Origin of the sequence: Thiocapsa sp. C2-2m, assembly GCF_041903745.1 — a bacterium.
Lineage (GTDB): Bacteria > Pseudomonadota > Gammaproteobacteria > Chromatiales > Chromatiaceae > Thiocapsa > Thiocapsa roseilacustris.
Map to the genome: position 1 here is coordinate 1 of NZ_JBBWVD010000027.1, position 12604 is coordinate 12604.

11 protein-coding genes and 1 tRNA gene are annotated in these 12604 nt (G+C 62.9%); 11 read left to right on the forward strand and 1 reads right to left on the reverse strand.

Translation table 11 applies throughout. From position 1 onward, the window contains the following. Positions 1-83 precede the first annotated feature (83 nt). Entirely contained in the window at positions 84-2159 is a 2076-nt protein-coding gene (locus tag AADX97_RS19525; RefSeq protein ID WP_374235788.1) for a thioredoxin domain-containing protein, read from the forward strand. Between the two features lie 233 nt (positions 2160-2392). Beyond that, positions 2393-3277, forward strand: coding sequence for a methyltransferase domain-containing protein (locus AADX97_RS19530; protein WP_374235778.1), 885 nt, complete (start codon positions 2393-2395; stop codon positions 3275-3277). A gap of 213 nt (positions 3278-3490) precedes the next feature. On the opposite strand, the gene AADX97_RS19535 is transcribed toward AADX97_RS19530, so the two are convergent. Further along, a complete protein-coding gene (locus AADX97_RS19535; RefSeq protein WP_374235787.1) occupies positions 3491-3982 on the reverse strand; it encodes an isoprenylcysteine carboxylmethyltransferase family protein in 492 nt (163 codons plus the stop codon). Between the two features lie 377 nt (positions 3983-4359). Here AADX97_RS19535 and ybgC point away from each other — a divergent pair, with 377 nt between their 5' ends. The 9 genes from ybgC (at position 4360) to AADX97_RS19580 (ending at position 12286) form a co-directional block, all read left to right on the forward strand. Next, positions 4360-4794: a tol-pal system-associated acyl-CoA thioesterase gene (gene ybgC / locus AADX97_RS19540; protein WP_374235777.1), complete on the forward strand. Its 435-nt coding sequence runs from the start codon at positions 4360-4362 to the stop codon at positions 4792-4794. Then, positions 4791-5465, forward strand: a complete 675-nt coding sequence (gene tolQ, locus AADX97_RS19545) for a protein TolQ (RefSeq protein WP_374235776.1) — start codon at positions 4791-4793, stop codon at positions 5463-5465. Before ybgC ends, tolQ begins: the two co-directional genes overlap by 4 nt. 20 nt (positions 5466-5485) lie before the next feature. Next, positions 5486-5929, forward strand: a complete 444-nt coding sequence (tolR, locus tag AADX97_RS19550; RefSeq protein ID WP_374235775.1) for a protein TolR — start codon at positions 5486-5488, stop codon at positions 5927-5929. Positions 5930-5950: 21 nt separating this feature from the next. Beyond that, positions 5951-7279 (forward strand): cell envelope integrity protein TolA, encoded by a 1329-nt coding sequence (gene tolA / locus AADX97_RS19555; protein WP_374235774.1) that lies wholly within the window; start codon positions 5951-5953, stop codon positions 7277-7279. A 15-nt stretch (positions 7280-7294) separates the two neighbouring features. Then, entirely contained in the window at positions 7295-8605 is a 1311-nt protein-coding gene (gene tolB / locus AADX97_RS19560) for a Tol-Pal system beta propeller repeat protein TolB (protein WP_374235773.1), read from the forward strand. Between the two features lie 128 nt (positions 8606-8733). Continuing rightward, entirely contained in the window at positions 8734-9273 is a 540-nt protein-coding gene (pal, locus tag AADX97_RS19565; RefSeq protein ID WP_374235771.1) for a peptidoglycan-associated lipoprotein Pal, read from the forward strand. Positions 9274-9478: 205 nt separating this feature from the next. Then, complete coding sequence (gene ybgF / locus AADX97_RS19570; protein ID WP_374235769.1) at positions 9479-10342, forward strand: tol-pal system protein YbgF; 864 nt, start codon at positions 9479-9481, stop codon at positions 10340-10342. Between the two features lie 101 nt (positions 10343-10443). Then, positions 10444-10519, forward strand: a tRNA-Lys gene (locus AADX97_RS19575). Between the two features lie 822 nt (positions 10520-11341). Further along, positions 11342-12286, forward strand: coding sequence for a hypothetical protein (locus AADX97_RS19580; protein WP_374235768.1), 945 nt, complete (start codon positions 11342-11344; stop codon positions 12284-12286). The last annotated feature ends 318 nt before the right edge of the window (positions 12287-12604 follow it).

The window sequence follows — 12604 nt, forward strand, 5'->3', positions numbered from 1 at the left end:
GGACCCACCTTCTCCAAACGCCGAACCCCGAATCCCGAACCCCGAACCCCATCAGTCGCGCCCCCAAGCCCAGAGGAACAGCCATGTCGAACGCCCATCCGTCCCCGACCGGCCATGCCAACCGTCTGGCTGCGACCACCAGCCCCTATCTTCGGCAGCACGCGCACAACCCCGTGGATTGGTGGCCTTGGTGCGAGGAGGCGCTTGCTTTGGCGCGCGAGACGGATCGTCCGATCCTGCTCTCGATCGGCTACTCGGCGTGTCACTGGTGTCATGTGATGGCCCATGAGTCCTTCGAGGATCCCGGCACCGCGGAGCTGATGAACCGCCTCTTCGTCAACATCAAGGTCGACCGGGAGGAGCGACCGGATCTCGACAAGATCTATCAGACCGCCCACCAGTTACTCGCGCGACGTTCCGGCGGTTGGCCGCTTACGGTGTTTCTGATGCCTGCCGATCAGAGACCCTTTTTCGCCGGGACCTATTTCCCGCGCGAGCCGCGTCATGGCCTGCCCGCATTCAAGCAGCTCATGCAGGGCATCGAGCGGGCCTACCGCGAGCAGAGGACGGCGATCGAGTCCCAGAACGAGAGCCTGATGGAGGCGCTTGCCGAGCTGGAGCCGCGTGCCTCGGACGCGCTGCCCGAGCGCTCGGCGATCGATGCCGCACTTCAACAGCTCGACGAGAGCTTCGATCTCGAGTACGGCGGATTCGGGGATGCGCCAAAGTTCCCGCACCCGACCAACCTCGAGCTTCTGTTGCGGCACGCCGCAGAAGCTACGAAGGCCCACGCACCCGACAGGCCGGCACTCGTGAAGGCGCTTTGGACGCTCGAGCGCATGATTCGGGGCGGCCTGACCGATCAGCTTGGCGGGGGCTTCTATCGCTACTCGGTCGATGCGCGTTGGATGGTTCCGCACTTCGAGAAGATGCTTTACGACAACGGACCGCTCATCGCGCTCTGCTGCGATGCCTTCGCCGTGACCGAAGCCCCCTTGTTCCGGGATGCGGCCGTCATGACCGCGGACTGGGTGCTGCGCGAGATGCAGTCTCCGGAGGGCGGCTATTGGTCCAGCCTGGACGCCGACAGCGAGGGCGACGAAGGCAAGTTTTATGTTTGGGACCGCGACGAGATCCAGGCCCTGCTCGTACCGGCAGAATATACCCCCTTCGCCGCGGTCTACGGCCTGGATCGCCCGGCCAACTTCGAAGGCCGCTGGCATCTGCACGGGTATCGTACGCCCGAGGCCGTCGCCGGCGAGCTCGGGTTGGAGCCGGCGCAGGTGCAGGCGCTGCTCGCCGCCGCCCGCGCGACCCTCTATGTCGCACGCGAGCATCGCGTTCGCCCCGGTCGAGACGAAAAGATCTTGACCGCCTGGAACGCGCTCATGATCAAAGGTATGGCGCGTGCCGCGCGCACCTTCGATCGGCCCGATTATCTGGAGTCAGCCGAGCAAGCGCTCGCCTTCATCCGTGACACACTCTGGCGCGAGGGTCGGCTGCTCGCGACCTACAAAGACGGCACCGCCCACCTCAACGCCTATCTCGACGATTATGCCAACCTGCTTGATGCCCTGCTGGAACTCTTGCAGACTCGCTGGTCGCGGGCGGATCTGGACTTTGCGCTCGCGCTGGCCGAGGTGCTTCTGGACCAGTTCGAGGATCCGATCGACGGCGGCTTCTGGTTCACGGGTCGCGATCACGAGACCCTGATCCACCGCACCAAACCGCTCGGCGACGAGGCCATCCCGTCCGGCAACGGGATCGCCGCCATGGCGCTCCAACGCCTCGGCCATCTCGTCGGCGAGCCGCGCTATCTGGCTGCGGCCGAGCGGACCCTGAGGCTGGCGGCCGAGTCGATCGGCCGCATGCCCTATGCACACGCGACGCTCCTGTTCGCACTCGACGAGTGGCTCAACCCGCCCGAAACCCTGGTCATCCGCGCCGGCGACGATCGGCTCGACGCTTGGCGCCGAGAGGCCCAACGCGGCTACCGACCGCGTCGCTTGGTTCTGGGCATCCCGACCGGCGAGAGCCATCTCCCAGGCACGCTCGCCGCCATGGCCCCCGGCGAGCGCCCCCGCATCTACCGCTGCCGCGGCACACACTGCGAGCCGCCGACCGAATCACTCGCCGATATCTTGAACCCCACCCAGTAGGTTGTGCTGACGATAGGAAGCACAACTTCCCCCGACGGTCGGTTGTGCCTCGCGCGGCTCGGCACAACCTACGGCGCTAATCGTTGTCGTTGTCGTAATCGATTACGACAACGACAACGTCAACGACAAAACGACGCTGGCAGCTTCACCGAGTGCCGAACCCTATGCCTTGCTTGCGCTCGGCACGAGCACCGCATCCCGGCGAGCCTCACCCACCATGCAGGTTATCCCCGATGTCGACTTCTCGGCCGTTTCGACGGCATTTTGCCTATCTCGATTGGCTCTACAACCCCTTCCGATCGTGGGACGTCACCCACGTCTACGACCTCCTGTCGACCGACGTGGCCACCGAAAACGGGCTTTATCTCAATTTGGGCTACTGGACCGGCGAGCAGACACTGGATGAGGCCTGCCAAGCGTTGGCCGCCTTGGTCGCGGAGCGTGCAGCGATGGGACCCGGCGACCGGGTGCTGGACGTCGGCTTCGGTTTCGCCGACCAAGACATCTTCTGGCTTCGAACCTACGAGCCCGATCACATTCATGGCCTGAACATCACGGCATCCCAAGTTGCCGTCGCACGTGGCCGGGTCACAGACCTCGGGCTTGACGAGCGCATCGACCTGCGCGAAGGTTCGGCCACGGACATGCCGCTGCCGTCGAATTCAGTCGACACGGTCGTCGCCCTCGAATGCGCCTTCCACTTCAAGACCCGCGAACGCTTCTTCGAGGAAGCCTTCCGTGTCTTGCGCCCCGGCGGCCGATTGGTCACGGCCGACATCATCCCCATGCCGCTGTCCGACGACTGGTGGACCCGCCTCAAACAGCGCTGGTCATGGAGATTGGTCGCGAGCAAGTTCGCGATCCCCGCCGAAAACGTCTACACCCGCGAGAGCTACGCGGACAAGCTTCAAGCCTGCGGTTTTGGAGATGTCGAGGTCGGCTCCATCCGAGATCGCGTCTACATCCCCTTACACGACTATCTCTCGAGACACCCCGAAACCCTGGACCGACTCCACCCCGTAACCCGATTTCCGGCCCGACTCGCACTCGGTATGAGTGCCGAGAGCGTCTACGGCGGTCTGGACTATGTGCTCTGTGCAGCCAAAAAGCCGCTTTAAACCACTTTAAACCGCGCCTCTTTGTGACATGCGAGGTCTTGCCGGGGGATCACCCTCACGACGACGAACGGGCTCATACCTGGCGCGGTTTAAAGAAATGAAAAACAAAAAATCTTTTCGTTTCCTAAACCGCGTCGACTCAAACGGTCTTGGAGTCCTCCAAGGCCGACCTCGGGCGACGAGCAAGCAGAAAAGCTCGGACGCGGTTTAGATCTAGTGGAGAAAGGGGACGAGCTTCTTCACGGCCTTCGCATAGTCCGCATACTCCGGATGGCGTTCGGTCAACCAGCCCTCCTCCTTGCTCGCCTTGTAATCGAAGAAGAAGAAGCCGATGACCAGAATCGCGAGGTGCGGGATGCTGAGCGTGAAGAGCACCCAGCCCGCCGCCGCGAAGAGCTGGCTGCTGTAGAGTGGATGGCGAACCCAAGCATAGACGCCGTGTTTGACCAACTGGCTGTGATCCACCGGATAGGGCAGGGGGGTCAGATACTCGCGGATATGAACCGCGCCGAACCCACCGAGCATGAGGGCGACCGCCCAGAAGGCGATCAGCGACGGCCAGCGCACGGGAGCGAGGGTATCCATGAGCGCCGGGGTTGCGAACGGATTCCAAACAGGGGTGAAGATAAAGGCGAAGAAGAGCACGAACTGCAGCACGACGAGATATTCGCCGCGGTTGCCCTTCAGGAACGAGAAACGGGTCATGTCGAGGTCCTTGTCGGAGGTTGAAGCGCCGGTGACCGTCGGTCGGGTCGCGAAGATAGGCATTGTCCGACATCCGGGAGGTTGTGCCGAGCGTCGTGCGGCACAACCGGCCGACCGAGACGCGGGTGTCGACCTGAGCCGCTCGTGCAGCACGGCAGGTATGTCGTCGAGTCCGTTCGTTGTCGTTGGCATAATCGACCATCGAGCCGACAACGACAACGACAATGATTTCGGGCGGTCTCGGACTCTCTGCAACCACTAGCCTCGCTGCCCCTTCGACGCAAGGTGCCCGCACAGGTGCTTTCCGGTACACTCTCGCGGTTTGAGTCAAGCCCAAACATGCGGTCCGTGCCGTGCCGACATCAAACGATCCCCGGTTGTCGACCTTCACCTGGCCGGTGCGCGTCTACTACGAAGATACCGACGCGGGCGGTGTGGTCTTCTACGCCAACTATCTCAAGTTTATGGAGCGGGCGCGCACGGAGTGGCTGCGCGCGGTCGGCTATGAGCAGGATGCCTTGCGCGAGCGTCGCGGGATCCTCTTCGCCGTACGCCGGGTAGTCATCGACTATCTGGCGCCCGCCCGTCTCGACGAGTGCCTGAGCGTGACCTCCCGTCTGGTGCGGGCGGGCGGCGCGAGTTTGGAGTTCGACCAGCAGGTGATGCGCCAAAGCGACGGTTTCTGCTGCTGCCGAGGCGTCGTGAAGATCGCCTGCCTGCATGCTGACACCCTGCGCCCGGCACGCCTGCCCGGCGATCTCTTGTCCGAGTTGTTGCCTTTCGCGAGCGGTCCAGCGGAGCCACTGCCATGATGTCCGATCTGTCCTTGTTTGACCTGATCCTCCAGGCCAGCCTGGTGGTGCAGTTGGTTCTGCTGGTGCTGGTGCTCGCCTCCGTAATCTCTTGGACCATGATCCTGGACCGCGGCCGCGTGCTCTCCAAGGCCCGCAAGAGCGCCAACGCCTTCGAAGAGCGTTTCTGGTCCGGCGGCGATCTCAGCGCGCTGTACAAGGATCTGAGCGAGAACCGCAAGGGCGACCATGGTCTGCCGTCCATTTTCCGCGCCGGCTTCAAGGAATACGTGCGGCTGCGCAAGATCGAGGGCAACGACCTGATGGCCGTCCTGCAGGGCAGCGAGCGCTCGATGCGCGTCGCCCTCAGCCGCGAAATGGACCGCCTGGAGACCAGCCTCACCTTTCTGGCGACGGTCGGCTCCACCAGCCCCTACATCGGCCTCTTCGGCACCGTCTGGGGCATCATGCATGCCTTCCATGCGCTGGGGAACGTCGAGCAGGCCACCCTCGCACTGGTCGCGCCGGGCATCTCGGAGGCCCTGGTCGCCACCGCCATCGGTCTCTTTGCGGCTATCCCCGCCGTCATCGCCTACAACAGGTATTCCTATCAGGTCGAGCGTCTCAACAGCCGCTACGAGGAATTCATGGAAGAGTTCTCGACCCTGCTGCAACGCCAAGGCCGCAACTGAGCGCTCGAGGAATCCAGTAGATGCTCAAGCGCACCCATTCCAGGCAGCGCCGCCGGCCGATGGCCGAGATCAATGTCGTGCCCTACATCGACGTGATGTTGGTGCTGCTCGTCATCTTCATGGTGACGGCGCCCTTGATCACGCAGGGTGTGAAGGTGGCGCTGCCGCAGGAGACGGCCGGCGGGATCCCGAGCCCGACGACCGAGTCGCTGATCGTTACGGTCGATGAGTTCGGTGACTATTACATCGATATCGGAGACGAGAAGAACGCGCCGGCCAGCGAGCAGATCCTGTTCGACCGCATCCGTGTCGTGCTCGAGTACACGCCCGAAACGCCGATCCTGGTGCGCGCGGACCATCGGGTCGACTACGGGCGTGTCGTTCGTGCCATGGTTGTCGCTCAGGCCGCAGGGGCTCCGGAGGTCGGTTTGGTGACGGTGCCGCCGGAGCGCCGCGAGCGCTGACGCGGCAGAACGAGCCCCGACATGTGGCACATCCTGAGGCATAACCCGAGGGCCTTCTATTGGTCGTTGGCTCTGCATGTCTTTTTCGCCCTGCTCTTCTTCGTGGGCGTCAAGCTCGAGCGGCCGATCACGGAGGCGGGGAGCAAGCCGCGCGTGGTTCAAGCGACCATCGTCAGCGATGCCGCGCTCGAGGCGATGGTGGCGGAGTTTCAGGCCGAGCAGGCGCGGCGTCCGGCTGGACCCGAGATCAGTCCCGAGGTCGGCACGCAGATCAGTCCCGAGGCGCAGGAGCCGCCGGATCCGGTGGCGCTTGAAGACCCGAGCGTGGCCGAGGCCGCCCGGCTCGAAACCGAGCGACTTGAGGCCGAGGCGGAGCGTCAGGCCGACGCCGAACGCGAGGAGGCGCAGCGTCTTGCTGAGGCTGCTCGTGCCGCCGCCGAAGCCGAGCGCCGGGCAGCGGAGGCCGAAGCCGCGGCAGCCGAGGCCGCGGCAGCCGAGGCCGAAGCCGAAGCGCGCCGTCAGTTGGAGATCGACCGTATGGCGGAGGCCCAGCGCCGAGCGCAGGCCGAACGAGAGGCCGCGGAGGCCGAGGCGAGGGCCGAAGCCGAACAACGTGCAGAGGCCGAACAACGTGCAGAGGCGAAGCGTCTGGCCGCCGAGGTCGCAGCCGCTAAGGCCGAGGCGGAACGTCTGGCCGAAGAGAAGCGTCTTGCTGCAGAAGCCGCGGCCCGGGCCGAAGCCCAACTCCGCTCCGAGGCGGCGCGCGCCGAAGACGAACGCCGTGCGAGGGCCGAGGCCGAGCGTCGCGTCGAGATCGAGCGTCGCGCGGAGGCGCAGCGCCAAGCCGACGCGGATGCCGCCCTCGAGCGCCAGCGGCAGCTCGAAGAGGAGGCCCGCCTGATGGCCGAGATCGAGGAGCGTCGCCTCGTCGAGGAGCTTGCTCAGGAGAGCATCGAGCAGGAGGCCAGGCGGATGGCCGAGGAGGATGCGCAGCGCAGGCTCGCCGCGGAAGAGGCGCAGCGAACGCGTGAAGGCGATCTGCTGTCCTCCTTGGCGTCGGAGCAGCTCGCGCGCGAGGCCGATCGCTACGTCCCCGTCATCCGTGATCGGGTTCGTCAGGTTTGGGTCCGGCCGCCGGCGACCGGTCGTGATCTCGCGACCGTGGTCTCGGTGCGGCTCATTCCGGGCGGCGATGTGGTGCCCGACAGCGTTCGTGTGGTCGAGAGCAGCGGTAACACCGCCTTCGATCAGTCCGTGGTCGCCGCGATCAATCAGGCGTCGCCCTTGCCCGTGCCCTCCGGACCCGTGTTCGAGCGCTTTCGAGAGTTCAATTTCACCTTCAGGCCCTAGCCAGGATAGACCCCTATGCCCCGACATCAGCGCCGCACCTCGGTCGTTTTGATCTTTGCAGTCGTCCTTTTCGGATTCGGGGTCGGGCCGACACAGGCGCGTCTGAACATCGAGGTCACAGGCGGTGTGGAGGCCGCGCAGCCGATCGCCGTCGTCCCCTTCGGTGTGAGCGACGGGTTGATCCCGCCGGTGGACATCGCCGCGGTCATCAGCGCCGATCTGGCGCGCACGGGGCGGTTTCGTGCGATGCCGACACGCGACATGCTCGACATGCCGGCCCGACATGATGACGTGGATCTGCGCGACTGGACCCTGCTCGGGATGAACAACCTGGTCATCGGCCGCGTCGAGGCCGACGGCAGCGGCTTCCGGGTCAGCTTCATCCTCTACGACGCCTTCCGTGGTGACCAGCTTGCCAGCAGCACACTCGTCTCCACCAAGGCCGGCCTGCGCAACACGGCGCACCGCATCTCCGACATCATCTATCAGAAGCTGACCGGCCAGCGCGGCGTGGCGGCGACCCGCATCGCCTACGTGACCGCCACCGGCCAAGGCGAGGGCCAGACTGTGACCCTGCGCGTCGCGGACGCCGACGGCTACAACCCCCAGACCATCGTCTCCTCCGGCGAGCCCATCATGTCGCCGGCCTGGTCACCCGACGGACGGCGTGTCGCTTATGTGTCGTTCGAGAACAAGCGCGCCGCCATCTATGTCCAGGAGCTTGCCAGCGGGCGCCGCGAGCTGGTCGCAAGCCATCCCGGCATCAACGGCGCTCCGGCCTTCTCGCCCGACGGGCGCAAGCTCGCGATGACGCTCTCCAAGGACGGCAATCCGGACATCTATGTGCTGGATCTCACGAGTCGCGAGCTGGTCCGCCTCACTGACCATTTCGCCATCGACACCGAGCCATCCTGGTCGCCCGACGGTCAACAGATCATCTTCACATCGGATCGCGGTGGCAGTCCTCAGATCTATCGTATAGGCGCGGGCGGCGGGCCCGCTCAGCGGATCAGCTCCGAGGGCGACTACAATGCGCGCGCCTCCTTCGCTCCTGACGGGCGCTCCATCGTCCTGGTGACACGCGTCAACGGGATGTTCCGCATCGGGGTGATCGATCTGGATCGCGGTTTCATGCGCCTGCTGAGCAACGGCAGCCTGGACGAGTCGCCGAGTTTCGCGCCGAACGGCAGCATGGTAATTTACGCGACCATCCACGGCGGCCGCGGCGTGTTGGCCGCGGCATCGATCGATGGCGGCGGGAACCAGCGCCTGTCGCAGGATTCCGGCGAGGTCCGCGAGCCCGCCTGGTCTCCCTTCATTCAATGATCCCGGCTCGCCTCGAGGGCATTGTTTATCCGACTGTTCCGGGTCACCGACCTGGCCGAGCTCATGACCAAGGCCCGCCCCGAGCAATCCAATGTCCAACCCCCGAATCTGGGTTGAAGGAGTCTGTGATGACAACGAACCCCAAGGGCATCCGGGCACCTGCGCTCGTCCTCCCGGCCGTCGTGCTCGCCTGCGCCTTGGCTGCCGGCTGCACCAGTGCGCCGAAACAAACGACCGAGCCGGTCGCGCCGCAGCCGATGCCGACGGTGCCGACCAGGACTGCCCCGCTCGAAACCACACGGCCGGTCTACGCCGGGCCTTGGGAGGATCCCGGCAACCCCCTGTATCAACGGACCGTCTATTTCGACTACGACACCGCCGAGATCAAACCCGAGTACCTCCCGGTGCTGCGCACGCACGCGCGCTATCTGGGCACCAACGCCGGGGTCAAGGCGACGCTCGAAGGCAACACCGACGAGCGCGGGACACGCGAGTACAACCTGGCCCTGGGCGATCAGCGAGCCGAGTCGGTGCGGCGTTTGATGATCGCCGACGGCGTACCGCCGAACCAGTTGTCCACGCTCAGCTACGGCGAGGAACGCCCGGCCAATCCGGGTCATAGCGAGCAGGCGTGGCGGCTGAATCGGCGCGTCGTGATCCAGTATTGAATCGCGTTGAATCGCATCCGGTGCGATCTGCGGACTTTTCCTGTGGGATTGGATTGCGGAGCGTGTCTGCGGGCGTTGGTGTCGACGCGATTCAAGTCTTCAAAATTTGATTCGATCGTGCTTTTCTTGGTGCTTGAGGTCGTTGCTCGACCTCGGAGCGAGAAGGTCTCGGTTGTTTGCGGGAACAGGGTTTAGGAGTGCGTTCATGGGTATCCGACCGACCGTCTTGATTCTGACTGCGGCTCTGGTCGCTGTGGCCATCCCGTCAACGACCTTTGCAAACCCCGCACTCGAGGCGCGACTCGCCCGCATGGAGCGCATCCTCGAGAATCAGGCCGGCTCCGAGCTCCTGCTTCAGATGCAGCAGCTGCAGATGGAGATGCAGGAGCTGCGGGGTCTGGTCGAGATGCAGCAGTTCGAGATCCAAAAGCTGCAGCGCCAGCAACGCGATCAATTTCTCGATATCGACTCTCGGCTCGGCGCCGATCGCGGCGATCCCTTGGGTCCGGCCGCGCCGGGCGACCTGAACGGCGTCCTCGGAACCGGAGCCATCGACGTCAGCGGAAGCGATCTCGACGCCCCTGCCGGGACGCCCGAGCCGCCGCCCGCCATCGGTGCGCCCGTCCCCTCGTCGAACGGCGCCGTGGGCATCCCCTCCTTGCCCTCGCCCGAGACAACCGGCGGCAGCGAGCGCGACGGCTACGCCGCCGCCTTCGAGCTGCTCAAAGAGCGCAAGTACGACGAGGCCCAGGCCGCCTTCAACGACCTGCTCCGGCGTTATCCGCAAGGCCAGTTCACCGACAACGCCCGCTACTGGCTCGGCGAGACCTACTATGTCCAGCGCAACTACCCGGCCGCCTTGGCCGAGCTCGATCGTCTGGTCCAACTGAGCCCCGCCAGTCCGAAGGTCCCCGGCGCCATGCTCAAGATCGGCTATATCCAATACGAGCAGAAGCAGCTCGACCAAGCGCGCGCCGTGCTCGAGGACGTCGTCCAGCGCTACCCCAACAGCACGGAGGCGCGCCTCGCCAAAAGCCGTCTGGAGCGAATCGGGCAGGAGTTACGCTGAGCGACATCGGCGAGGCGTACGGCTGCGACGACACCCGTTTCACGGACGCGCGTCGTAACCCTTCAAAAAGACCGCGCGCCGCTTTATACTTACCGGCTTTCGCGCCCTTAGCTCAGTTGGTAGAGCATCTGACTTTTAATCAGGTGGTCGCGCGTTCGAGTCGCGCAGGGCGCACCATAAAATCAACGGCTTAGGTCCATCGGGTCTAAGCCGTTTTTCGTTGAGGGGTATCTGGTTGCCGTTTGGTTGCCGTTTCGCCAGCCCTACCATGTCCGATCACCCGCGCACTCAAGCGAACATCCGCGGCCGAACGTTCGACACTGCATCCTCTGGGAATCCTCAAGACACCTCTCAGCAGCTCTTCGAGACGCCTTTCAGACCCATGGTGTGGCCTTGGGTGCCGGTCACCTCGAAACGTCTCTGCGCGGCCTACAACGCGCCTGATCGACCCTGCTGGTTCGCGTGCCGAAACGGCAGCGAGTTGTTGTTTCGCCGTTATATCGTCACGGATTACCAAGATTCGCTCTCCTGACTTTTGCCGATCATTCCGCTCTTCGTCACTAGCGATGCAATGACAATTGTCAATGCGTGATCCAACTTCCTGCTCTCGGTCATCCTCCAGCCGAAAGTAATAGTTGTGTAACCAGAGGGATGAATGGGTAGCTATAGTAAAAGCAAGACCGAAGCCCCCGGAACGAGCAAGCCACTAGTACTCCATGTAATGTATAGCGGACCTAGGGCCAGAGCATATGTAGCCCCTATCAGACAACGCATTTCTCATACCGCCTCGGTCTGGTGTATAGGCGGACCCTACTCTACTTCAAGAGGATAGGGTGTCAGAGCCCTTATCGCTACGAGAAGGCCGGCGAGGGAAGGGGCGTTGGATTAAGTCTGCCGCAAAATGAAGTCTTGACTTACGCGACTGAGGGCTATGAGCCCTTTGTTCAATCGAGAAGCACTCAAAAAGAGTGCTGTTAATTGAAGAGATCGGAGGAAGATATGAAACTGAATAGACTTTGCATGCTTCCGTTCGCCTTAATTGCGGCTGTCTTGCTTGTGGATCCCAAAACCGTTGATTCAGTCGCGGCTATGGACTTCGTCCATTGGACGGATGGGTTGGAAAACGCCCCGGTTAGAGTCATAGATGGCTCTGTTGTCCCAAATGCTAACGAAACGATCTGGCTTCATATAGAGTATATCGGAGAAGGGACGGAGACCAGAGATATTGGCGGTATCTGTGTGGTTCCAACGGGGCATATTCTACTCCGCGACTCGAGTATGTCGACACTGGAAACGGAAGCATATGGATGTATTACATTGGACGTGATATCCAACCGCCCCCCGTGCCGGATCACTTACTCTGCTTGGGGTATTGATCGCATTTCCACAACTCAACCACCTGCAGATGAACTCGACGACTTGATTTGCTGTCCATCCGGGAGCTGCAACCTCGTGTGGAACAGAGTAGATCTTCCGCCAGACTTCGACCCTATTGAGTACGTGGAAGGATGTGCGCGTTGGGTTCCTCTTCCCGGCGAGCCTTCGCCTAATTGGGAGCCCGCTTACGAAAACTTGTTCGATGACGCTGAGGCGCTTGAGCTTTTTCGGGACTTCCGTGATATACGTCTCCACAATGATGATAAAGGACGTTTCTATACCCGCTGGCTTTACCAGTTGTCGAGCGATGCACTTAGCGTCCTGCTGGAGAATCCTGAATTGATGGCTACGGCTAAGTCTTTGATAGAGGTTAACACACAGTCCGTAGAGAGTGTCGTCAACAACGCGTCTGCAACGCTTATGCGCACTCCCGAAGTTCTTGCGTTCCTAGAAGCTTATGCGCGCGAGGCGCCGCCCCGTCTAGAGCTGTTAGCGATTCTCCTTAAGGTCGATATGGAACGGAAAAGAGCCCGTTCGGAGGATTTTTTTGGCTTCCACTTGGAGTAACGGCCGCCGCCGTAGGTTAGGGTCAACGGCTGCCTTGGGCGCTCCGCAGTTCTTGGGGAATGTCAAAACAGATTCTTGATCAATTGCATATGGGCTCTATTGCTTCGGGATAAGGGGGCAGTGCGACCTGGCAAGGCCGCGTGTTCTAGCCGGTGGAAGTCCCGCCTGGGTAATCGTACGCCGCGAGCCCAGTAAGCCTTGCCGTAGGCGCTGACAACAGCATCAAGAATGTGTGTAGCACAGATCCGGAGGCAGTGCATGTAACTCGCTATAGGGCGAACGTCGGATGTCCGCGTGACAGCGGACTCCGACGGGCGA